General features: G+C 64.3%; 23 protein-coding genes and 1 tRNA gene. 13 read left to right on the forward strand and 11 right to left on the reverse strand.

The features are described 5' to 3' along the window. Window positions 1-14: 14 nt before the first annotated feature. The 4 genes from ACT6QU_RS15725 to ACT6QU_RS15740 all read right to left on the reverse strand — a co-directional run bounded on the left by ACT6QU_RS15725 (window position 15) and on the right by ACT6QU_RS15740 (window position 3,348). The gene (locus ACT6QU_RS15725; protein WP_444564189.1) at window positions 15-515 is read right to left on the reverse strand and encodes a GNAT family N-acetyltransferase; all 501 of its coding nucleotides are present in this window, start codon (window positions 513-515) and stop codon (window positions 15-17) included. Further along, window positions 515-2,014 carry an Asp-tRNA(Asn)/Glu-tRNA(Gln) amidotransferase subunit GatB gene (gene gatB / locus ACT6QU_RS15730; protein ID WP_444564188.1) on the reverse strand — a complete coding sequence of 500 codons (1,500 nt, stop codon included), beginning with the start codon at window positions 2,012-2,014 and terminating at the stop codon, window positions 515-517. The genes ACT6QU_RS15725 and gatB overlap by 1 nt, the downstream gene beginning before the upstream one ends. 89 nt (window positions 2,015-2,103) lie before the next feature. Further along, entirely contained in the window at window positions 2,104-2,535 is a 432-nt protein-coding gene (locus ACT6QU_RS15735; protein WP_024585367.1) for a CBS domain-containing protein, read from the reverse strand. 90 nt (window positions 2,536-2,625) lie between these two features. Then, entirely contained in the window at window positions 2,626-3,348 is a 723-nt protein-coding gene (locus tag ACT6QU_RS15740; protein WP_444564187.1) for a rhomboid family intramembrane serine protease, read from the reverse strand. A 353-nt stretch (window positions 3,349-3,701) separates the two neighbouring features. Here ACT6QU_RS15740 and ACT6QU_RS15745 point away from each other — a divergent pair, with 353 nt between their 5' ends. The 3 genes from ACT6QU_RS15745 to ACT6QU_RS15755 all read left to right on the forward strand — a co-directional run bounded on the left by ACT6QU_RS15745 (window position 3,702) and on the right by ACT6QU_RS15755 (window position 5,900). Continuing rightward, window positions 3,702-4,325 carry a PAS domain-containing protein gene (locus ACT6QU_RS15745; protein ID WP_444564186.1) on the forward strand — a complete coding sequence of 208 codons (624 nt, stop codon included), beginning with the start codon at window positions 3,702-3,704 and terminating at the stop codon, window positions 4,323-4,325. A gap of 131 nt (window positions 4,326-4,456) precedes the next feature. Next, window positions 4,457-5,068: a PilZ domain-containing protein gene (locus tag ACT6QU_RS15750; protein WP_024585364.1), complete on the forward strand. Its 612-nt coding sequence runs from the start codon at window positions 4,457-4,459 to the stop codon at window positions 5,066-5,068. A 220-nt stretch (window positions 5,069-5,288) separates the two neighbouring features. Then, window positions 5,289-5,900: a transglutaminase-like cysteine peptidase gene (locus ACT6QU_RS15755; RefSeq protein ID WP_444564185.1), complete on the forward strand. Its 612-nt coding sequence runs from the start codon at window positions 5,289-5,291 to the stop codon at window positions 5,898-5,900. Window positions 5,901-5,987: 87 nt separating this feature from the next. Here the strand turns inward: ACT6QU_RS15755 and ACT6QU_RS15760 are convergent, their stop codons facing one another. Then, the gene (locus tag ACT6QU_RS15760; RefSeq protein ID WP_444564184.1) at window positions 5,988-6,512 is read right to left on the reverse strand and encodes a gamma carbonic anhydrase family protein; all 525 of its coding nucleotides are present in this window, start codon (window positions 6,510-6,512) and stop codon (window positions 5,988-5,990) included. 97 nt (window positions 6,513-6,609) lie between these two features. On the opposite strand from ACT6QU_RS15760, the gene ACT6QU_RS15765 reads away from it, so the two are divergent. Next, window positions 6,610-7,341: a hypothetical protein gene (locus ACT6QU_RS15765; RefSeq protein ID WP_444564183.1), complete on the forward strand. Its 732-nt coding sequence runs from the start codon at window positions 6,610-6,612 to the stop codon at window positions 7,339-7,341. On the opposite strand, the gene ACT6QU_RS15770 is transcribed toward ACT6QU_RS15765, so the two are convergent. Continuing rightward, complete coding sequence (locus ACT6QU_RS15770) at window positions 7,342-7,551, reverse strand: DUF3126 family protein (RefSeq protein ID WP_024585360.1); 210 nt, start codon at window positions 7,549-7,551, stop codon at window positions 7,342-7,344. A gap of 98 nt (window positions 7,552-7,649) precedes the next feature. Continuing rightward, a complete protein-coding gene (gene cysE / locus ACT6QU_RS15775; protein ID WP_444564182.1) occupies window positions 7,650-8,480 on the reverse strand; it encodes a serine O-acetyltransferase in 831 nt (276 codons plus the stop codon). A gap of 100 nt (window positions 8,481-8,580) precedes the next feature. On the opposite strand from cysE, the gene ACT6QU_RS15780 reads away from it, so the two are divergent. After that, complete coding sequence (locus ACT6QU_RS15780) at window positions 8,581-9,381, forward strand: enoyl-CoA hydratase/isomerase family protein (protein WP_444564181.1); 801 nt, start codon at window positions 8,581-8,583, stop codon at window positions 9,379-9,381. Window positions 9,382-9,462: 81 nt separating this feature from the next. Beyond that, complete coding sequence (locus ACT6QU_RS15785) at window positions 9,463-11,547, forward strand: putative bifunctional diguanylate cyclase/phosphodiesterase (protein ID WP_444564180.1); 2,085 nt, start codon at window positions 9,463-9,465, stop codon at window positions 11,545-11,547. Window positions 11,548-11,577: 30 nt separating this feature from the next. Here ACT6QU_RS15785 and ACT6QU_RS15790 read toward each other — a convergent pair whose 3' ends face one another. Then, a complete protein-coding gene (locus ACT6QU_RS15790; protein WP_444564179.1) occupies window positions 11,578-12,393 on the reverse strand; it encodes an IclR family transcriptional regulator in 816 nt (271 codons plus the stop codon). A 121-nt stretch (window positions 12,394-12,514) separates the two neighbouring features. Between ACT6QU_RS15790 and ACT6QU_RS15795 the strand changes: the two genes are divergently transcribed. From ACT6QU_RS15795 to ACT6QU_RS15825, 7 genes are all read left to right on the forward strand, one after another. After that, window positions 12,515-14,041 (forward strand): M81 family metallopeptidase, encoded by a 1,527-nt coding sequence (locus ACT6QU_RS15795; RefSeq protein ID WP_444564178.1) that lies wholly within the window; start codon window positions 12,515-12,517, stop codon window positions 14,039-14,041. A 74-nt stretch (window positions 14,042-14,115) separates the two neighbouring features. After that, window positions 14,116-15,741 (forward strand): ABC transporter substrate-binding protein, encoded by a 1,626-nt coding sequence (locus tag ACT6QU_RS15800; RefSeq protein WP_444564177.1) that lies wholly within the window; start codon window positions 14,116-14,118, stop codon window positions 15,739-15,741. Window positions 15,742-15,819: 78 nt separating this feature from the next. Continuing rightward, a complete protein-coding gene (locus ACT6QU_RS15805) occupies window positions 15,820-16,761 on the forward strand; it encodes an ABC transporter permease (protein WP_444564176.1) in 942 nt (313 codons plus the stop codon). Further along, a complete protein-coding gene (locus ACT6QU_RS15810; protein WP_444564175.1) occupies window positions 16,761-17,645 on the forward strand; it encodes an ABC transporter permease in 885 nt (294 codons plus the stop codon). Before ACT6QU_RS15805 ends, ACT6QU_RS15810 begins: the two co-directional genes overlap by 1 nt. 3 nt (window positions 17,646-17,648) lie before the next feature. Then, window positions 17,649-19,322 (forward strand): ABC transporter ATP-binding protein, encoded by a 1,674-nt coding sequence (locus tag ACT6QU_RS15815; RefSeq protein ID WP_444564174.1) that lies wholly within the window; start codon window positions 17,649-17,651, stop codon window positions 19,320-19,322. A gap of 28 nt (window positions 19,323-19,350) precedes the next feature. Next, window positions 19,351-20,511, forward strand: a complete 1,161-nt coding sequence (locus ACT6QU_RS15820; RefSeq protein ID WP_444564173.1) for a M20 aminoacylase family protein — start codon at window positions 19,351-19,353, stop codon at window positions 20,509-20,511. A 134-nt stretch (window positions 20,512-20,645) separates the two neighbouring features. Beyond that, window positions 20,646-21,776, forward strand: a complete 1,131-nt coding sequence (locus ACT6QU_RS15825) for a M20/M25/M40 family metallo-hydrolase (RefSeq protein WP_444564172.1) — start codon at window positions 20,646-20,648, stop codon at window positions 21,774-21,776. Window positions 21,777-21,803: 27 nt separating this feature from the next. On the opposite strand, the gene ACT6QU_RS15830 is transcribed toward ACT6QU_RS15825, so the two are convergent. From ACT6QU_RS15830 to ACT6QU_RS15840, 3 genes are all read right to left on the reverse strand, one after another. Next, the gene (locus ACT6QU_RS15830; RefSeq protein ID WP_444564171.1) at window positions 21,804-22,190 is read right to left on the reverse strand and encodes a hypothetical protein; all 387 of its coding nucleotides are present in this window, start codon (window positions 22,188-22,190) and stop codon (window positions 21,804-21,806) included. Continuing rightward, window positions 22,177-22,647, reverse strand: coding sequence for a hypothetical protein (locus ACT6QU_RS15835; RefSeq protein ID WP_444564170.1), 471 nt, complete (start codon window positions 22,645-22,647; stop codon window positions 22,177-22,179). Before ACT6QU_RS15835 ends, ACT6QU_RS15830 begins: the two co-directional genes overlap by 14 nt. A 17-nt stretch (window positions 22,648-22,664) precedes the next feature. Next, window positions 22,665-22,760, reverse strand: a tRNA-Sec gene (locus ACT6QU_RS15840). Window positions 22,761-22,776 lie beyond the last annotated feature (16 nt).

The following is a 22,776-nucleotide window of genomic DNA, read 5'->3' on the forward strand; positions in this document are numbered from 1 at the left end:
TCGATGACAAGGGCTCAGTCCGCCCACATGATCGGGCGTTCGTAGATATCGGCAGGGATGCCCGAATCGGGCCGCCCGCAACTTGGCGTCTGCCCGACCTTGGCGAAACCCTGCGCCAGATAGAAGACGACGGCCTTGGTGCTTGCTTCCTCGACTTCGAGCCGCACCTTGTCCGCGTCGGGAAAGCAGCCTTCGATCTCGTCGAGCAGCAAGCCGCCGATGCCGCGGCCCTGGCTGTCCGGGCGGACGTAGAGCTGGCGCAGCGTCACCGTTTTGCCCTCGTCGATCGCCGTCGCATAGGCGACCCCGCCGATCTGCGTCCCGTCATCGGCGACAAGAAACTCCGACAGCGGGCTTTCAAGCTGCGCCTCGAGTGCCGCCATCGAATGCCATTCGGCAATGATCTCGTTGACGCGCGCTTCGCCATAGATCGAGTCGTAGGTGGCGTGCCACGTCTCGGCGAGCAGAGCCTGCACCGCCTTCAAGTCCCGCTTCGAGACGGTCCGGACGAACACTATTCGATCCCCAGACGCGCCTTGACGAGGTCGTTGACCGCCTGCGGGTTGGCCTTGCCGCCGGTCGCCTTCATCACCTGGCCGACAAACCAGCCGGCCATTGTAGGCTTGGCGCGCGCCTGCTCGACCTTGTCCGGGTTGGCGGCGATGACGTCGTCGACGGCCTTTTCGATGGCGCCCGTATCGGTCACCTGCTTCATGCCACGCGTCTCGACGAGCTGGCGCGGATCGCCGCCCTCGGTCCAGACGATCTCGAAGAGGTCCTTGGCGATCTTGCCGGAGATCGTGCCTTCCTTGATCAGTTCGATGATCCCGCCGAGCTGGTCCGGCGAGACAGGCGATTCGGCAATATCCTTGCCGGCCTTGTTCAAGGCGCCGAGAAGATCGTTGATGACCCAGTTGGCCGCAGCCTTGCCGTCGCGGCCCTCGGCGACCTTCTCGTAGTAGTCGGCGATCGCCTTGTCCGAGACGAGGATCGACGCGTCGTAGACGGAAAGGCCGAGGCTCTCGATCAACCGCGCGCGCTTGTCGTCGGGAAGTTCAGGCAGGTGCGCAGCGAGCGCATCGACATAAGCCTGATCGAATTCGAGCGGCAGGAGGTCCGGATCGGGGAAATAGCGGTAATCATGCGCCTCTTCCTTGGAGCGCATCGAGCGCGTTTCGCCCTTGGAGGGGTCGAACAGCCGCGTCTCCTGGTCGATCGAGCCGCCATCCTCCAGAATGGCGATCTGGCGTCGCGCCTCCGATTCGATCGCCTGGCCGATGAAGCGGATCGAATTGACGTTCTTGATCTCGCAGCGCGTGCCGAACGGTTCGCCCGGACGGCGCACGGAAACGTTGACGTCGGCGCGCAGCGAGCCCTCGTCCATGTTGCCGTCGCAGGTGCCCAGATAGCGCATGATGGTGCGCAGTTTGGTCACATAGGCCTTGGCCTCGTCGGCCGAGCGGATGTCCGGCTTGGACACGATCTCCATCAGCGCGACGCCGGAGCGGTTCAAGTCCACATAGGACATGGTCGGGTGCTGGTCGTGCAACGACTTGCCGGCGTCCTGCTCGAGGTGCAGCCGCTCGATGCCGACCTCGATCTCCTCGAACTCGCCCTTCTTGTCCGGCCCGACCGAGACGAAGACGATCCCCTCGCCGACGATCGGCTGCTTGAACTGCGAAATCTGGTAGCCCTGCGGCAGGTCCGGGTAGAAATAGTTCTTCCGGTCGAACACCGAGCGGTGGTTGATCTGCGCCTTCAGACCCAGCCCGGTCCGGATCGCCTGCTTGACGCATTCCTCGTTGATGACCGGCAGCATGCCCGGCATCGCCGCATCGACGAGGCTGACATTGGAGTTCGGCGCCGCGCCGAACGTCGTCGAGGCGCCCGAAAAGAGCTTCGACTGCGACGAAACCTGCGCGTGGATTTCCATGCCGATGATGATTTCCCAATCGCCGGTCGCCCCGGAAACAAGGCGCTTGGGATCGGGCGTGCGGGTATCAATGAGCGTCATCGTCTGCCTGGCGTTCGCGATGGTCGGAAGTGTTCCGGTTGGCTAGACCAATCGCGCCCGCGAGGCAAGGTTTTCGCAAGCCGGGCGTTTCAGGCGGTTGCTATATACTGGCGGATTTCGTCGGCTTCGCGCTCCACATCCTCAATGCGCTGCTTCACCACGTCGCCGATCGACACGATACCGGCCAGCCTGCCCTCGCGTTCTACGGGCAGATGGCGAAAGCGGCCGCGCGTCATCAGTTCCATCACCTGGTTGACGGTATGGCCTTCCTGGCAGGTCCTGACCTTGGCCGTCATCGCGCTCGATACAGGCTCGTCCAGCGCCACGGCGCCGCGCAAGCCGACTTGGCGAACGATGTCGCGCTCGGAGAGGATACCGGCGATCTTTTCGCCCGCCTTGGTGACGACGACCGCGCCGATCCGCTTTTCGCCCAGAAGCCGCGCGGCCTCGCCGAGCGTCATCTCCGGCTCGACCGTCACAACGTCGCGGCCCTTGGCGTCCAGAATTGCCTTCACCGTCATGCGTACCTCCTCTGCGGCATTAACAACGGTATGGTGCGCCGTGCTCGAACGCATTTCAAGCGCCGCGCCTTCACGGGACGTGTCTTGCCGTCAACGGCGGTCGAAAAGGGCGAGGCCGAAAAATCCGGCCAGGAGACCGCCGATATGCGCTTCCCATGCGATCTGCCCCACACCGGGCGCAATGGAGCCGAGCCCCATGGCCAGGTTCATGACGAACCAGACGAGCAGGAACATGAAGGTCATGCGGTGACGCAAAACGACGCTGACCGGCAGGATAGGCCCGGTAAAGGCCGGTTTGCCTGCGAATCGGTCGATCTGGAACGCAAAACGCGCCGCCGCGCCCATCATGCCCGAGATGGCGCCCGACGCACCGACGACTGGCGTCGGGTCCCCCGAATGCAGCACATAGTGGAGCCCCACCGCCGCAAGCGCCGTAAAAATCCAGAACGCGACGAACCGGACCGCCCCCATGCGGTGGGCGAGCGGCGAGCCGAATGCGGCGAGCCAGACCATGTTGACCGCAAGATGCGCGATCCCGCCATGCAGGAACGCGTAGGTGACCGGCCCCGCATAGGCGTAGGCGTCGATGATGTAATGCCCGGAGTAGCGGATGGGGATGAACGCGAAGCGCGCGATGACACCAATGTCCTGCGATTCGGTAAGCACCAGCATCCGCACCGCATGCACGCCGACACAGATCGCGATCAGCGCCACGACGATCGCCGGCAGGTTGAAGATCGGCTCGCGTCGCGGCGGTGGCGTCTCGCGCCATTCGTCGTCCGGGGATGTGTCGATCGGGCGTGGCTGGTCCATCATGGCTCTCTTGCGCGTCAGCCCGGACATAGAGGCCGGAACCGGCCGCTGCCAGTGCAGGTCGCAAAAGAATGCCGTTCGAAGCGATGACTTCGAACGGCCAATCGAGCCCCCTGCTCCCGCAGCGCGACTGGAGTTGCGCTGGGTATTCTGCTTCCCGTGACCTGGAAACTGTCACGAGGTGCCCGCGCTGGCAACGTCAACCTTTCGTTAACCTTAACGTCCCTCAGAAGCGTTAAGAACTCCTAACAGGGCTGGCACGCGCCCTGCATCCTTGGCCATGTGATGACCACTGCCAGGCCGATTCGTCCCAATCCGGGACGTGCGGCGGAAAAAGACGGGAGCAGGCTTTGATGAAAATGGACGGCACGATCGCGATGTTCCGATATTGGAACATGCTGCGCGCCGGCCGCCCTGCCCCGTTTCGCACGGATATCGACCCGACGGCGATCAAGGGACGTCTTCCCGACACGTTCATTCTCGAATTCGACGATGCGGACGAGCCGCGCTTCCGGCTCGCTGGAACGAACGTCTGCTCGTCATTCGGTCGTGAATTGCGCCATGTGCCCTTCGGCGAAATCTGGCAGGTCGACGACCGAGACGCTGTCGACGCCCTCGGCAAGGCGACCTTGAACCAGAGCACCGTGGTGCTTGCGCAGGCGCATGGCAAGAGCCGCCAGGGTCGCCTGGCAGCCTTCGAATTGCTGCTGCTGCCGCTCGATGCCGGCCCGGGCCGCCCGCGCGCGATGGGTCTTGCAACCGCGCTCGAGCGTCCCTTCTGGCTGGGCGCGCATCCCCTGTCGGCGCTGGTGCTCGACGAAGCGCGCCTGATCGATCCCGACACCGTGCCCGCGATCGACATGGGTGAGCGCACGCCCAGCCTCGCCCCGGATGATCTGGAGCCGACCGAGCGCGATCGCTCGCGCCGCGTCCGCCATCTGGTCGTTCTCGACGGCGGACGCTCGCAGGACCGCTGAAACCTGCCGCGCACGCTGTTCGCAAAGCGCCTTCGAGCAATTCGGATTACAACATGTTAACGACTGCGGCGCTATTTTGCGCCCAAGTCAGTTGGACATGTCCGACGGAATTGGCGGGGGCTGAGGCGAAGATGAGTTCAGCGGCGTTGCAAGTCGCTCCGGCACGAAACGAACGTCGCAGTTTCCAGCGCGTCCGTGTGAAGATCTATGGCCGCTTCATGCTCGAGGATCGTTCCGAGCATCCCTGCCAGGTCATCGACATGTCGCCAGGCGACGTGGCGATCCGCGCCGATCGTCCCGGCGAACCCGGTGAGCGGGTGATCGCTTATCTCGACCATATCGGCCGCGTCGAGGGTGTGGTGACGCGCCTGACCGAGGACGGCTTCGCGATGACGGTCATCGCCTCGGAGCGCAAGCGCGAGAAACTCGCGGCCCAATTGACCTGGCTTGCAAACAAGCACGAGCTCGACCTGCCCGAGGATCGCCGCCACCAGCGCGTGGCGCCGCGCAATCCGATCACCGTCCTGCAACTCGGAGATGGCCGGCAGTATCGCTGCCGCATCGTCGACCTGTCGCTCTCGGGCGCCGCGGTCGAGATCGAAGTCCGCCCGGCACTCGGCGTCCAGGTTACGCTCGGCGCGATGCGCGGTCAGGTGGTGCGTCATTTCCAGGACGGCATCGCCATCGAGTTCGCCGCCCTTCAGCGTGAGGAAACGCTGGAAGCCGCCTTCTCCGACCGCTGATCCGACCTCCCCGCATTCATCGAAGGGCTGGCCTCGCGCCGGCCCTTTTTGTGTTCGCGACCTGCCGGATCACATGGTTACTATTGGCTGAAGCAAACTCGAACAATTTGAATAAGTATTGTTTCAAATATCGATTGCATTTTACTCGAATATACACTTGACTTTTCGCGTGGAATAAATCGGCACCTGTCATTGTCTCTTCAAACGGGGAGACAAGAAGATGGGGACTTCGAAGTATAACAAGGTTGCGCTCGCAATGGCAGGTCTTTTTGCCGTGTTCGCCACCTCCGCCGCCGCGCAGCCTTTCATGCATGTCGGCGGCCTGACCACGCAGCCGGTCGGTCATTATGATTTCTGCCAGCGGATGCCGGCCGAGTGCCAGCCGACGGCCGATGCGAGTTCGCCGACGGAACTGACCCGCGAATTGTGGGCTGAGATCATCAACGTCAACAATGTGGTCAACATCGCCGTACGTCCGCGCACCGACATGGAGATGTGGGGCATCGAGGAATACTGGTCGTATCCGGTCAATGGCTACGGGGATTGCGAGGATTACGTCCTCGAAAAGCGCAATCGCCTGATCGAGCAGGGCGTGCCGGCCTCGAACCTGTTGATCACCGTGGTCCGCCAGCCCAATGGCGACGGCCATGCCGTCCTGGTGGTCCACACCTCGATGGGCGACTTCGTCCTCGACAATCTCGAAATGCGCGTCCTGCGCTGGAACGAGACCGAATACAGCTTCCTAAAGCGCCAGTCGTCGCAGCATGCCGGAATGTGGGTCGGCATCAATGACGACCGCGACATCCTGGTCGGCAGCGTCGCCGCCCGCTGAGCATGTGAAAAGCCCGGTCGAGCCCCCAATCCCCGTCCGTTCGGCCAGGCCGGAGCCGGTTCTTCCCCGAGAACCGGCTCCAACTCTTTAGTCGATGCGCTTCATGCCTTTGGTGAAGCGCTTGCCGTTGGCGACATAGCCTGCAGCGGAAGCGCGCAGCGCATCCTCGTTCGAAAAGGTGCGGACCGCCTTGGCGGGCGAACCGACGATCAGCGAATTGTCGGGAAACTCCTTGCCCTCGGTGACGAGCGCACCGGCCCCGACAAGCGAATTCTGACCGATCTTCGCGCCGTTGAGAATGATCGCGCCCATGCCGACGAGCGAATTGTCGCCGATCGTGCAACCATGCAGGATCGCGCGGTGGCCGATGGTGCAGCCTTTGCCCACGGTCAGCGGATAGCCCGGATCGGTGTGCATCATCGAATGCTCCTGGACGTTGGAGCCCTCGCCGATCTCGATGCGCTCATTGTCGCCCCGCAGCACCGCGCCGAACCAGACGCCGACATCCCTGCCGAGCGTGACCTTGCCGATCACATGGGCATCTGGCGCGATCCAGTTCGTGTCGCGATCGTCGAATTGCGGCCCGACGCCGTCGAGTTCATAGACCGGCATTCTCTTCCTCCACGCGGTTGCTTTACGCCGCGTTTACCATGTTCGCGCGAGGATGAAACCGCCGAACCGGCAGGCGAACATTCCCGAACAGAGCGCGATGACCGACTTCACACGTTTCGACAATGCCACGATTGAGGAGGTCGGCAGCGGCTTCATGATGAAGATCTTCTACGTCTTCGTCGCGCTGGCGCTGGTCTCGGTCGGCATCAGCTATGCCGGCAAGACCTTTGGCCGCGCCATCGCCCTTGCCGGTCATTCGGACGATGCGACGATCCAGGGCGTCGTGATCGATGGAGAGATGGTCGCGGTGCCGGCCAACATGATCCGTTTTGCCAACGACCGGCGTTCCGGCGAGGCGAAGCGTCTCGACCTCTATCTGTCCTGGCCGCGCCTCGAAGGTTATTCGGAAGCCGAGCGCGCCTTATTCAACCACGCCGACGGCGACCACCGGATCATCTTCGCCAGCTTCGAGCCGCGATCGATGCCGCTCGACATGACGAGCCGACTGACGCCGATCTATCGTTTGCTGATCGAGGAGCCCGGAGAACCGGCGGAAGCGGGACTCGTCGCCCATCGCTTCATCGAGGCGTCGGGCTATGGCGACGAGATGTTGATCGTCGACCCGACGCGCTTCACTGCGCCTTTCGTCGCCCGCTGTCTGACAGGAGCGGAAGCCGATACCGCGCTGGCGCCTTGTGAGCGCGATATCGATGTGGGTGCCAATCTGTCGCTGCGCTACCGCTTCCCGCGGGCGCTACTCGAAAACTGGAAGGCGCTGGACGCCGGCATGCGTGCGTTCGCCGCAAAGGCGCTGCAGCCGGCGACGTGATCAGGCCAGATCGACGTCGAGAATGGCCATCGAGAAATTGTAGGACAGTTCGCCGTCATCCTCGTCCTTGAAGATGATGCCGAGGAACTCGTCACCGACATAGAGCTCGCAGGAATCGTCCTTGCGCGGACGCGCCTTGACCTCGAGCTGCGGGTTCTGGAACGTCCGCTTGAAATAGGCGTCGAGCTTTCGGATTTCTTCCGGTTTCAATGGGATTACTCCGGTCCTGGTTGGGAAAGAGAGGGGCTTCTGGCACGCACTCGACGGGCATGTAAAGCCAAAAGCGCCCCTTTCAACCCGCCGGCGGGTTAACCCTGCGAGGCCTGCGCGCTCAAGAGCTGGTCCATCGCCCGCGAGGGTTCCTCGCATCCCGCCTCCCCCACGATCCGCGCCGGCACGCCGGCAACGGTCTTGTTGTTGGGCACGGATTGGAGCACGACGGAGCCCGCCGCCACTTTCGTGCAGTGGCCAATCTCGATATTGCCGAGAATCTTGGCGCCTGCCCCGATGAGCACGCCATGGCGGATCTTGGGGTGCCTGTCGCCGCCGGCCTTGCCCGTCCCGCCGAGCGTGACGCCATGCAGGATGGACACGTCGTCCTCGACCACCGCCGTTTCACCCATGACGAGCCCGGTCGCGTGGTCGATGAAGATGCCCTTGCCCATGAGGGCTGCGGGATGGATGTCCGTCTGGAAAATCGCCGAAGACCGGCTTTGCAGGTACAGCGCAAAATCCTTACGCCCCTTCGACCACAGCCAGTGCGCCAGCCGATGCGTCTGGATCGCGTGGAATCCCTTGAAATAGAGCACCGGCATCAGGAAACGGTCGCAGGCCGGGTCTCGGTCGTAATAGGCCTGGATGTCGACGCGCACGACCGAACTCCAGTCCGGATTGTCACGCTGCATCGCCTCGTAGGTCTGCCGGATCAGGTCGGCGCCGAGATCCTGGTGGTGCAGCCTTTCGGACAGGCGATGGATGACCGCGTCCTCGAGGCTGTCCTGGTTGAGGATCGTCGCATAGAGAAAGGCGGACAGGAGCGGATCGGCCGCAACGGCCTCCGCAGCTTCCTGGCGCACCGCGCTCCAAATCGGATCGACCGGCTGCACCTGGCTGCTGCGCGCCTTCATCGAGATGGTCATCGGCTTCCCCTGTCGTCGGGCTTGGCAGTCCGGGAATTCTAGTCCACACACGAACCGGTTTGAACTCAGATTTCCTTAACTTCGCTTCAGGTGGCGTAAATTGTTCGAGATTCAAGACGGTTTGGTAAAGCCTGGCTTTCGTGTCAACCGCAACGGCCATGTCGTATCGCTCGAAATCGCCCGGCCCGAGAAGAAGAACGCCCTGACCGAGGCCATGTGGCTGGACCTTGCGGAAGTGCTGGAGGCGCTCGGCAAGGATGCCGACGTTCGTGTCATCGTCCTTTCGGGCGCGGGCGGGAATTTCTGCGCCGGCGCCGACATCGCCGAGTTCGACACGGCGCGGCGCGGCGCGCGCGCGGCGGTCTATGAGGACGCCAATTCCCGCGCGTTCAGGGCCGTTCGCGACTGCCCTTTGCCCACCATCGCGGCGGTTGACGGCATCTGTTTCGGCGGCGGCTTCGGCCTTGCGGCGGCGTGCGACCTGCGCATCGCGTCGCCGGGCGCGCTGTTCAGCGTTCCGGCAGCCAGGCTCGGCCTTGCCTACCCCGTCGACGCGATGGCCGACATCGTCCAGGCCCTCGGGGCGCAACTGTCGCGCTACATGACCTATTCGGCCGGGCGGCTCGACGCCGCCACGGCCCTCGCGCTCGGCTTTCTCCTCGAAATGTCGGACGAGCCGCCCGCGATCGATCGTGCGCTCGAGATCGCCCGAACGATCGCCGACAATGCTCCCTTGTCGGTGCGCGCCTCGAAGGCGGCGATCCGCGCGGTCCTGACCGGCGATGCCGGTGACATCCGCAAGGCCGGCGAACTGGGAGCGGCGACATTCGCCAGCGCGGACTACGAGGAAGGTCGCCTCGCCTTCGCAGATAAACGCATCCCCTCCTTCACGGGACGCTAATTCAGCATTCGCTTACCACACGGCTCTGTGATCAATCTCGCCTCACGGGATTCCAACACTCGTTAACCACACGTGCGTATCGTGAGCCTCGACTGCATCGAGGGTGGTGACGTGCTGGAAATATTCTCGTGTCTCGTTTACGAGCATGACTATCGATACGTGTTGCTGGCGGCCGCCATCTGCGTGGCCGGTTCGGTCATGTCGATGCGGCTGTTCGCGCGAACCCGGCGGACCACCGGCGCACGCCGCGCCAACTGGCTTTTCCTTGCCGGCGTCGTCTCCGGCAGCGCGATCTGGACGACGCACTTCGTCGCCATGATGGGCTATTCGCCCTCCCTGCAACTCGTCTACGATCCGGCCATCACGCTGATCTCGCTCTTCCTGGCGATCGGCTTTTGCACCATCGGCATGGTGGTTGCCGCGAGCACCCGCACCACGGCACTGATCGAGGTCGGCGGCGCCATTCTGGGCATCGGCATCGCTGTCATGCACTATGCCGGCATGAGCGCGATGCGCGTCACGGCCGCGATGAGCTGGGACCCGACGCTCGTCACAGTCTCCGTCCTTCTGGGCGCATTCTTCGGCGCCATCGCCATGAACCGCATCGCCCGTCCGGTCACGCGCTTTTGCCGCTATGGCGGCGCACTGGCGCTGATCCTCGGCATCGTGTCGATGCACTTCACCGGCATGGGCGCTTTGACGCTCGTGCCGGACCTCTCCATCGCCGTACCCGAAAAGGGCATCTCGGACAGCCTCCTCATCCTCGGCGTCCTGGCCGTCATGTCGCTTGTCATGGGCACCGGCCTGTCGAGCTACCTGATCGACAACCACAATGAGGTCGAGGCCGTCCAGCGCTATCGCCAGCTTGCCTTGCATGATGCCGTAACGGGCCTGCCGAACCGCCATCACCTGACGAGCAAGCTCGGCGAGATCATCGGCGGCGATTATGACGACACGTCGCGCGTCGCCGTGATCTGCATCGACCTCGACCGCTTCAAAGACATCAACGACGTGCACGGCCACGCGGCCGGCGACATGGTCCTGAAGATCATCGCCGAACGCCTCTCCGCCTGCCTTCAGGAGGGCGAATTCCTGGCACGCGTCGGCGGCGACGAATTCGTCGCCGTCAAAACCCGGCTCTACCAGAAGGGCCAGGCGCTCGAATTCGCCACCCGGCTCCACAGCGTCGTCTGCCGGCACATTGAGGACGAAACCCGCGTCCTGACGGTCGGCGCCAGCCTTGGCGTCGCCTATTATCCGGACGACGCACCCGACGCCTCGACGCTCCTGACGCGAGCAGACCTGGCCATGTATCGCGCCAAGCAGTCGGCCTTTACCAGCATCTGCCGCTACGATTCCTCCATGGACGAGGCGAACCGCACTCGCGCCGCCCTCTCGCTGGAACTGCGCCACGCGGTCGAACGCAAGGAGCTTGAACTCTATTACCAGCCCCAGAACGACGTCGCCTCGGGCGATCTGATCGGCTTCGAGGTTCTCGTGCGCTGGAACCATCCGCAGCGCGGCCTCGTCTCGCCGGTCGAGTTCATTCCGCTGGCCGAGGAGACGGGCCTGATCCTGCCCATCGGCGAATGGGTGCTGAGGGAAGCCTGCGCCGAAGCCGCGCGCTGGGCCAAGCCCTACAAGATCGCCGTAAACGTCGCCTCGGCGCAGATCTCGCAGTCCGACCTGCCCGGGATGGTCGACGAAATCCTGGCATCCACCGGTCTTTCAGCTTCGCGCCTCGAATTGGAAATCACCGAATCGAGCATCATCGAGGACCACCACCATGCCCTTGCCATCGTGCGCAAGCTGAAAGCCAGGGGCGTGAAGATCGCGATGGACGACTACGGCACCGGCTACTCCTCGCTCTCCACCCTGCAGAACTTTCCCTTCGACAAGATCAAGATCGATCGCTCCTTCATCGCCGACATCGACACCAGCGCGCAGGCGATGGCGATCGTGCGTTCGACGATCATCCTGGCGGAGAGCCTGCAGATTCCGGTTCTCGCCGAGGGCGTGGAAAGCGCTTCGCATCTCCAGTTCCTGCGCGAGCAGGGCTGCCACGAGGCGCAGGGCTACTTCTTCGGCAAGCCGGTCCCCCTCGCCAGCATCCAGTCGCTTGTCACCTCGACCGTAATCCAGATGCCGCTGCTGAAATCCGCCTGACCGGGCAACTGGATTCGATCTGGTAGGCGTTCAGCGCAACCTGTTGATCGCGTTGGCGGCTTCGACCGCCAGCGGTGCAAACCGGTTGCAGAACGCCTCGGGCGTCCACTCGCTCAGTGAGCCGGCGACGTGGATCGCTCCGAGCGGTCGCCCGCCCGGCCCCAGAACCGCCACCCCCAGAGCCACCTCGCCGACCAGAACTTCCTCGACAGTCAGCGCATAGCCCGTCTGGCGCGCCTCGCGCACCATTTCACGCACTTCATCCGGCGTGGTGATCGTCTTGTCGGTGAACGGACGACGATCCGAGCGCGCGATGATGTCGTCCACCTGCGCGTCGGTCAGGTGCGCCATGATCGCCCGTCCGCCGGAAGTGCAGAAGGTCGGGACGGAATGACCGACGAGCGTGGCGAAGAATGTCTCACGCTTGCTCTGAAGCCGGGCGGCATAGACCACGCGCAGATCGTCGAACAGGCTCAGATCGACGCGTTCGCGCGCATTTTTGCGCAGGTCGAGCAACACCGGCGTCGCACGCTCGATCAACTTGTTCAGGCGCAGGTAATCGACCGTGTGGTCGAGCACCCGGATTCCCGGCAGATAGCCCCTGCCCGTCTCGTCGCGCTCGATATAGCCAAGGGCGCGCAGGGTATGGATAACGCGCTGCGCTGCGCTCCGCCCGGTGCCGCTCGCCTCCGCGATCTCGTTCAGGCTAAGCGGCTGTTCGGCCTTGTGAAATACCGACAGGACGTGAAGCGCGCGGGCGATCGACTGGACGAACAATGGGTCGTCAATCTGCGCCTGGTCCAAGAGCCGCGCACCGTCCTCCCCACTGATGATGCTGCGATTCATGCCTACCCCCTCCAATGCCGGTTGACGGCGCGTCATACCACCTCTACCGTTGAATTGCGATATATCTGTATCGCCTGTCGATACCGACTTTCGTCGGATCTTCCAACGGCATAGGATTTCAATGTCGAAGCGCGTGGCGATTGCCGGCTTTCTGCACGAAACCAACACGTTCGCGCCCTCCCCGGCGCGATATGAGAATTTTGAACAAGGCGGCGGCTACCTGCCGATGAGTCGCGGCGCGGAAATCCTGCAGCGCTGCGGCGGCGTCAATCTCGGCATCAGCGGCTTCGTCGAGTACGCAGAAAAGGCCGGGTGGGAACTCGTGCCTCTGCTCTGGACCGGCGCCATCCCCTCGGCCCATGTCGAACGCGACGCATATGAGCGCATCGCCGGCGAGATCGCTGACCAATTGCGCGCTGCGGGCAAGATCGACGGCCTCCTTCTCGATCTTCACGGAGCGATGGTCGCCGAGCATCTGGATGATGGCGAAGGCGAACTCCTGAAGCGCCTGCGCGCGATCGTCGGCCCGCAAATCCCGATTTCCGCCAGCCTCGACCTCCACGGCAACGTCACGCGCGACATGGTCGACGCCGCCGACGTTCTGGTCGCCTTCCGCACCTACCCGCATGTCGACATGGCCGAAACCGGCGTTCGGGCAGCCGAGCAGCTCGACCGCCTGATGAAGCGCGGCAAGCCCGTCGCCAAGGCGTTCCGGCAGTTGCCGTTCCTGATCCCGATCCCTTGGCAGTGCACGATGATCGAGCCGGCAAAATCGCTCTATGCCGAGATCGATCGCGTCGAAGGCGACGCGGTGTCCAGCGCCTCGATCCTGACCGGCTTTCCCGCCGCCGATTTCGAGGATTGCCGGCCCTCGGTCCTCGCCTATGCCGAGACACAGGGCGAGGCCGACGCTGCCGCCGATGCGCTCGAACGGGCGTTTCTCGACCGCGAAAGCCGTTTCGCCGGCAAGGCCTATGCACCGCTCGAAGCCGTCACCGAAGCGCAGCGGATCGCGGCCTCCGCCAGCAGACCGGTCATCATCGCGGACACGCAAGACAATCCCGGCGCGGGCGGTGATTCGAACACGACCGGCATGTTGCGGGCGCTTCTTGAGAAAGGCGTTGAACGCGCTGCGATCGGCGTCATCGTCGATCCAGCCTCCGCCGCACGCGCCCATGAAGCCGGCGAAGGTGCCGAGATCGAACTGGCGCTCGGCGGCCAGTCGAATGTTCCGGGCGACGCGCCCCTTCAGGCGACCTACCGCGTCGACAGGCTTTCCGACGGCCGCTTCAAGGCCACCGGCCCCTATTATGGCGGCGCCGACATGAATCTCGGCCCCTCCACCTGCCTCTCCCTCGACGGCGTGCGGATCGTGGTTTCGACCTTCAAGGCGCAGATGGCCGACCGCGAGATGTATCGCTTCGTCGGCATCGATCCGGAAGACCAGGCGATCCTCGTCAACAAGAGCTCGGTCCATTTCCGCGCCGATTTCGAGCCCATCGCCGAAGCCATCCTGGTCGCCACCGCGCCCGGGCCGATGGCGCTCGACGCGGCCGACCTGCCGTTCACCCGGCTGAAACCGGGCATCAGGCTCTCGCCGAACGGCCCGGCCTTCCAGCCCGCGGGAGCGGCTCGACGCGCAGGCTGAACAAGCAATTCCACAAAGCCGGCGGCAAGATCGGCATCCTGAACAATGGCGAAATCAATCGAAGAGGGTTACCGATGACATTCATTCCAAATGGCTTTTCCGGTTCGGTCCTGACGAAGAGCTGGTCCGTCATGCTCGCAGCGGCGCTCGCAGCCTCCACTGCGATCGTTCCGGCCGGCACCGCGCTCGCGCAGGACAGCGAGACCATCACCGCCGTCATGCACTCGGGTCTGCGCGTTCTCGACCCGATCATCACCACCGCGCACATCACCCGCAATCACGGCTACATGATCTATGACGTGCTGATCGCGGTGAACGAGAATTTCGAGGTCCAGCCGCAGATGGCCGATTTCGAGGTCTCCGATGACGGCCTGACCTACACCTTCACGCTGCGCGACGGCCTGATGTTCCACGACGGCGAGCCGGTGACCGCCGCCGATGCGGTCGCCTCGCTCCAGCGTTGGGGCGAGCGCGATTCCGGCGGTCAGTTGATCTTCGACGTCACGGCCAGCCTCGAGGCGACCGACGACAAGACGATCACCTGGACGTTGAGTGAGCCCTTCACGCCGCTTCTCGACATCGTCGCCAAGCAGTCGGCCGTGCCGCCCTTCATCATGCCCGCGCGCGTCGCCGAAACGCCGTCGAGCGAGGCGATTACCGAATATGTCGGCTCCGGCCCGTTCAGCTTCGTCGAAGAGGAGTTCGAGCCGGGCGTGTCGGTCACCTACGAGAAGTTCGCCGACTACGTGCCGCGCGAGGAGCCGGCCGACTGGATGGCGGGCGGCAAGGTCGTCAATGTCGACCGCGTCGTCTGGACCTCCATGCCCGACGCCCAGACTGCGATCAACGCCCTTGTCTCGGGCGAGATCGACTATCTCGAACAGGCCCAGATCGATCTCCTGCCGATCCTCCAGGCCAGCCCCGATCTGACCGTCGAGGTGCGCGATCCGCTCGGCTTCCAGACCATGGGCCGGATGAACTTCAAGCACCCGCCCTTCGACGACGAGAAGATCCGCCAGGCCGCCCTGATGGCGATCAGCCAGGAAAACGTGCTGGCGACGCTGGTCGGCAATCCGGAATACTATTCGCTTTGCGGCGCAATCTTCGGCTGCGGCACGCCGCTGGCCGACGAAACCGGCTCCGACACGCTGAAGAGCGGCGGCGACGCGGAAGCCGCTCGCGCGCTTCTGGAGGAAGCCGGCTACGACAACACGCCCGTCGTCCTGATGCAGCCGACCGACGTCGTGACGCTCACCGCGCAGCCGGTCGTCGTCGCGCAGGCCCTGCGTGACGCCGGCTTCAACGTCGACATGCAGGCGATGGACTGGCAGACGCTGGTCACCCGCCGCGCAAGCCAGTCTGCACCGGCCGATGGCGGCTGGAACATCTTCTTCACCAACTGGTCGGTGCCCGAGATTTCCTCCCCGCTCATCAACCCGATGGTCAACGGACGCGGTGACGAAGCCTGGTTCGGCTGGCCGGAAGACCCGGCACTGGAGGAGCTGCGCGCCGAGTTCATCGCAGCCGACGGCGTCGAGGCGCAGACCGAAGTCGCACAGCGCATTCAGGCGCACGTCCTCGAAACAGTGAACTACGTGCCGCTCGGCCAGTATCTGACCGTCCAGGCGCGCAGCAACAAGATGGTCGACATGATCCAGCAGCCGGTGCCGGTGTTCTGGCAGGTAGACAAGACCGAGTAGCGGCCGCAACCGCTTCAGGCTCCCGGCGCACGCCGCCGGGGGCCTTCGCTTTCCAGCTTCCGAAGGATCATTGAGCCCATGCTCGGCTATGTCATCCGGCGCATCCTTGCCGTCATTCCGGTGATGGCGATCGTCGCGATCTTCGTCTTCCTGCTTTTGCGCCTGACGCCGGGCGACCCCGCCGCCATCATCGCCGGCGACTCCGCGACGCCCGCCCAACTCGAACGCATCCGCGAATCGCTCGGCCTCGCCGAACCGCTTCACATCCAATTCGTCACCTGGATCGGGCAGCTCGCGCAGGGCGACCTCGGCACCTCGATCATCTCGAACCAGCCGGTCACGCGCCTCATCGGCCAGCGCATCTGGCCGACGCTGCAGATCGGCACGCTGACGATCATCCTGTCCGTCCTGATCGCCGTTCCGCTCGGCGTCCTCGCCGCATGGCGGCACCGGACGTGGATCGACTACGCCGTCATGTCCTTCTCGGTTCTTGGCTTTTCCATCCCCGTATTCGTCATCGGCTATCTCTTCATTAAGCTCTTCGCGATCGATCTGCGCTGGCTGCCGGTCCAGGGCTACACCTCGCCTTCGGAAAGCGTGCAGGGCTTCCTGTCGCGCGCCGTCCTGCCCTGCCTCACGCTCGCCACCATCTACGTCGCGCTGATCGCCCGCATGACCCGCGCGAGCCTGCTCGAAGTGCTCGGCGAAGATTATGTCCGCACCGCCCGGGCCAAGGGCGTCAAGGAACACATCGTCCTCTTCCGCCATGCGCTGCGCAATGCTGCCGTGCCGATCATGACCATCATCGGAACCGGCTTCGCACTCCTGATCTCCGGCGTCGTGGTGACGGAGAGCGTCTTCAACATCCCCGGCATCGGCCGCCTCACCGTCGACGCGATCCTGGCACGCGACTATCCCGTCATCCAGGCGATGATCCTCCTGACGAGCGCGATCTATGTCTTCGTCAACCTGCTGATCGATCTCTCCTACACGCTCTTCGACCCGAGGATTCGCTACTGATGGCCGCTCAACCGCAACCGACCTCCGCCATGCAGGTCGTGCTCGGCGCGATCCAGCTTCCGCGCAACTGGCGCCTCGGCTTCGGCCCGATCCTCGCGGCCATCGTGCTCGCCCTGATCGTGATCGCCACCGCGTCGGCCTATCTCTACGTGCCGCACAATCCGATGAGCATGGACGCGCTGCAGCGCCTCAAGGGCCCGAGCGAAACCTACTGGCTCGGCACCGACCCCTATGGCCGCGATCTCTTCTCCCGGGTCATGGTCGGCGGCCAGGTGTCGCTGCTGATCGGCATCGGCGCGGCCATCGTTTCGGTCATCATCGGCCTGCTGATCGGCCTCGTCTCAGGCTTCTTCCGCCTCGCCGACGCCATCATCATGCGCGTCATGGACGCTCTGATGGCGATCCCGTCGATCCTGCTTGCCATTGCGCTGGTCGCCCTCAACGGGCCGAGCATCTGGTCGGTCATCTTCGCCATCACCCTCCCCGAGATTCCACGGGTCGTGCGACTAGTGCGCTCCGTCGTGCTGTCGGCGCGCGAAGAGCCCTATGTCGAAGCCGCGATCGCGCTCGGCTCGTCCATGCCGAAGATATTGTGGAAGCACCTGATGCCGAACACGCTCGCCCCGCTCATCGTGCAGGGCACCTATATCTGCGCCTCGGCAATCCTGACCGAAGCGATCCTATCCTTCCTCGGAGCTGGTGTTTCGACCGAGATCCCGACCTGGGGCAATATCATGGCCGAGGGCCGCCTGTTCTTCCAGATCAAGCCGGAGCTCATCTTCTGGCCGGGCCTGATGCTGTCGCTGTGCATCCTGTCCATCAACCTTCTCGGCGATACCGCGCGCGACCTTCTCGATCCGCGCCTCAAGAAGCGGGAGGCGTAACCCATGCTGTTCCGCAATCGCCATTTCGACGACAAACCGGTCGCGCTCGAAATCCTCGGCCTCTCCGTCGCCACGGCCGGGGACGATCCCGTTCCCATCCTGAACACGATCGACGTCACCATCCATCAGGGCGAAACCGTGTGCCTCGTCGGCGAGAGCGGCTCGGGCAAGTCGGTCACCTCGCTCGCCGTCATGGGACTTCTGCCCAAGGGCGCGCTCGAAGTCACCGCCGGGCGCATCGAGCTCGACGGCAAGAACCTTCTCGACCTCGACGCCTCGCAGATGCGCGAATTGCGCGCCCAGCGCATTTCGATGATCTTCCAGGAGCCGATGACCGCGCTCAACCCGGTCATGAAGGTCGGCGACCAGATCGAGGAAGTGCTCGACAGCCACACCAAGCTGCCGACCCGCGAGAAGAAGCGCCGCGTCATCGACATCATGCAGCAGGTTCACCTGCCCGACGTCGAGCGCATCTACGGCTCCTACCCGCACCAGCTTTCCGGCGGCCAGCGCCAGCGCATCATGATCGCCATGGCACTGATCCTGGAACCCAAGCTCCTGATCGCCGACGAGCCGACCACCGCGCTCGACGTGACGACACAGAACCAGGTCCTGAAGCTCATCGCCGAACTCCAGGAGAGCCACGGCACCGCCGTCCTCTTCATCACCCACGACATGGGCGTCGTCGCCGAGATCGCCGATACGGTCTACGTAATGCGCAACGGCGACATCGTGGAAAGCGCCGCGGTCGAAACGCTGCTGCGCTCGCCGCAAAAGGACTATACGCGCCGGCTGCTCGAAGCCGTGCCGAGCCTCGTCCCGCGCGACGCGCGACCCGAAAGCTGGGCCGATCCGGTGCTGTCGGTCGACGGACTGACCAAGATCTACGACACGCGCGGCTTCTTCAAGAAGGGCCGCGAGACGCGGGCCGCGCAGGACGTCAAGTTCCGCATCAAGCCCGGCCGCACGCTCGGCATCGTCGGCGAAAGCGGATCGGGCAAGTCCACCGTCGCGCGCTGCGTCATGCGGCTCATCGATCCGACGGAAGGCCGCATCAAGGTCGGTCAGACCGATATTGCCAAGCTCGGCCGGGGCGAATTGCAGCCGCATCGAAAGCACATCCAGATCGTCTTCCAGGACCCGTTCCGCTCGCTCAACCCGCGCTGGACGGTCGGCGAGAGCCTGATCGAGGGGCCGCTGAACTTCGGACAGTCCAAGGCCGAGGCGATGAAGCATGCAGCCGAACTGATGGAACTTGTCGGCCTGCCCGCCGATGCGCTCGGGCGCTATCCGCACCAGTTCTCCGGCGGCCAGCGCCAGCGCATCGCGATCGCCCGCGCCATCGCCATGCGTCCGGACATCCTCGTCGCCGACGAGGCCGTGTCCGCGCTCGACGTGTCGGTGCAGGCGCAGGTGCTGAAGCTTCTCGACGAATTGCAGGAAAAGCTCGGCATCGCAATCCTCTTCATCACCCACGATCTGCGCGTCGCGGCCCAGATCTGCGACGAAGTCGTCGTCATGCAGCACGGCCGCATCGTCGAACACGACACGGCCGAAAACGTCCTGTCCCAGCCCAGCCACGACTACACCCGCGCGCTGATCGAGGCGGCGCCCGGCCGCCACTGGGACTTCGCCAATTTCAGGGAACTGTCCCTGCACCAGACCGAGACGGCCTGACCCGCCCCAGCCCATCAAGGAGACCGACATGCCGACATTGCCGCGCATTGCCGAATACGCCGACGAACTGACCGCCATCCGGCGCGATTTCCACGCCAATCCCGAAATCGGCTTCGAGGAGACGCGCACCGCCGGCATCGTCGCCGAGAAGCTGAAATCCTGGGGCATCGAGGTTCATACCGGGCTCGGTAAGACCGGTGTCGTCGGCGTGCTTCAGGGCAAGGGCGGCAGCGAGCGCGCGGTCGGCCTTCGCGCGGACATGGACGCGCTGCCGATGGACGAGGAAACCAACCTCCCCTGGCGCTCGACCGCGCCCGGCAAGTTCCACGGCTGCGGCCATGACGGCCACACCACGATGCTGCTCGGCGCCGCGCGCTACCTTGCCGAAACGCGCGACTTTTCCGGCAAGGCCGTCTTCATCTTCCAGCCGGCCGAAGAAGGCCTCGGCGGCGCGCGTGCCATGCTTGCCGACGGCCTTTTCGACAAGTTTCCATGCGACGAAATCTACGGCATGCACAACAACCCGCTCGCCGCGCCGAACAAGGTCGGCGTGAAGCCGGGACCGGCCATGGCCGGCTCCACCTTCTTCGATATCTACGTCAAGGGCGTCGGCAGCCATGGCGCCATGCCGCACCATTCCAAGGACCCGATCGTCGCAGTTACCTCGCTCGTCCAGTCGCTGCAGTCGATCGTCAGCCGCAACGTGCCCGCCGTGAAGCCGGCCGTCCTTTCGGTCACGCAGATCCATTCCGGCTCGGCTTACAATGTCGTGCCCGACAAGGCCGTCATCTGCGGCACGATCCGCTATTTCGACGACGAGGTGAAGGAGCTGATCCACGCCCGCATCCGCGACATGTGCGAGGGCTATTCCAAGATGTTCGGCATCGAGGTCGAACCGGACCTGCGTGAGATCTTCACCGTCCTCATGAACGACGACAAGCTCTCGGAAGCCTATCTGGACGCCGCGTCCGACATCGTCGGCGTCGACAACATCACCAATGAGAACGAACTGGTGATGGGCTCGGAAGACTTCGCCGACATGCTCAAGGCCGTCCCCGGCGCCTATTGCACCATCGGCCATGGCGGCGACGTGCCCGTCCACAATCCCGGCTTCGTCTTCGACGACGCGATCCTGCCCGTCGGCGCCAGCGTCATGGCCCGCATCATCGAAAAGCGCCTGCCGCTCTAATGGCCGGACCCCTGCCGTTTTCCCCTCCGTGGAAGGAAAAGCGCACCGCCGACGCCTCCCTCCCCCTTGTGGGGAGGGATAAAGGGTGGGGGTCCCCTTCAAAAAAAGCCACCCTACAGCCCCAAGGTGACCTCATGAACCTCAACGCCCTGCCCTTCGACGCCGACACGATGCTGAAAGGCCTCCAACCCTGGATCGAGTGCGAAAGCCCGACCTTCGATGCGGCCGCGGTCGACCGGATGATGGACCTTGCCAGCTACGACCTCGCCGCTGCCGGCGCAGAGATCGAGCGTATTCCCGGCCGTATGGGCTTCGGCGGCTCGGTGCGCGCGCGCTTTCCGCACAAGGATTTCGGCAAGCCCGGCATCCTCATCTCCGGCCATCTCGACACCGTCCATCCGGTCGGCACGCTCGAAAAGCTTCCCTTCCGCCGCGAGGGCGGCAAGGCTTATGGCCCCGGCATTCAAGACATGAAGGGCGGCAATTTCGTCGCCGTCGAGGCGATCCGCCAACTGGCGCTCGCCGCCATCGACTGCCCGCTGCCCGTCACCGTTCTGTTCACGCCCGACGAGGAAGTCGGCACGCCGTCGACGCGCGAGCTGATCGAGATGGAAGCGCGCAAGAACAAATATGTGCTCGTGCCCGAACCCGCCCGTCCCGACGGGGGCGCGGTCACCGGCCGCTACGCCATCGCGCGCTTCAATCTGAAGACGGAGGGCCGCCCAAGCCATGCCGGCTGGGCGCTTGGCGAAGGCCGCTCGGCCATCGCCCTGATGGCGAAGAAGCTGCTCCAGGTCGAAAAGATGACCACCGACGACTGCACCTTCTCCGTCGGCGTCATCCATGCCGGCCAGTGGGTCAATTGCGTCTCGTCCGAATGCCATGCCGAGGCGCTCTCCATGGCCAAGCGCCAGGACGATCTTGATCGCGGCGTCGAGGCAATGCTCGCCATGGCGACCGAAGAGAACGACGTCCGCTTCGACGTCACCCGCGGCGTCACCCGCCCCGTCTGGGAACCGGACGCCGGCACGATGGCGCTTTACGAAATCGGCCGTCAGGTCGCCGCCGATATCGGCTTCGACCTGACCCACGCCAGTGCCGGCGGCGGTTCGGACGGCAATTTCACCGGCGCGCTCGGCATCCCGACGCTCGATTCCATCGGCGTTCGCGGCGCGGGTCTTCACACGCTCAACGAACACATCGAGGTCGACAGCCTCGCCGAACGCGCACGCCTGATGGCCGGCCTCCTGATGCGACTGAAATAGCGTCACGAAAAGGGCCTCGCCAGGGCGTCAGTGCTTGAGTTCGTCCACCTTCAGACGGCGTCCCTTGCGGTCGAAGAAGTGCCCTTCGTTGAGAACGCGCCGGTCTTCGCGCAACCGATCCTCCAGATCGCGCAATTCGCTCCGCGCGATGTCGTTCGGCACCGGCCCGTTGAAGAACACGCTGACCGGAAAGAAGGCGGCGCCGTTCCAGGCGGCGCCTGAACCGGAAAGCAATTCGCGCAGTTCCACCCAGCGCGTCTCGTCGCCGATGACGTTCATGTAGGTCGAGCGCAGAAGGTCGATGCGCGTCTCCGCGATGTCGACGAGAACGACCATCACCGTGAAGTCGCCGCGCCGTTCGTACTCGCCGGCGAGCCAGGCGTCGAAGCGGCTGTGACGCTCAGAAGTCGACAAGCTGCGTCTCCGGCATGTAGTGCTCGAACAGGACCCAGAAATGCTTTCCCCGCGCTTCAGCGTACCACGCCTCGAATTCGGCCAGCGCCGCCCCGACATCCGGCGCCAGCGTGTCCGATGCTACGGACGCCTCGTCCTCGCGGGTCGCGTGGAACGCGGCAAGAGCGAGCGCGCCGTAACGTTCCAGAACCTCGTCCCGCGCCTCGCTCTCCTCCCGCCAGCCGAGCCGGTTGCGCAATGCCGCGACGGCCGCCGCGACTGCGATCGGGCCGTCGTCGGCCTGCGCCACCGTGTCGAACAGCGAACGCATGATGTTCATCCGCCGATGCGCGAAAGCGCGTGCTTCGGCAAGCGCTGCGACACGCGCGTTCATCGTGCGCCGAAACTCGGCCTCCTCGTCTTCGCAGGCCTTGGCCGCATGTTCGAGTTCATCGAGAATCGTCTGACTGGCCGTCATGAAATCTTCCGGGAAGCTGGCGGAGGAGAGTGGGAGTCGAACCCACCAGGGACCGTCTCACGGCCCCACCCGGATTTGAAGTCCGGACGCCCCACCGGGGACGATTCTCTTCCTTTGTCACTTGCATCG

This window comes from Aliihoeflea sp., assembly GCF_052435475.1.
GTDB lineage: Bacteria > Pseudomonadota > Alphaproteobacteria > Rhizobiales > Rhizobiaceae > Aliihoeflea.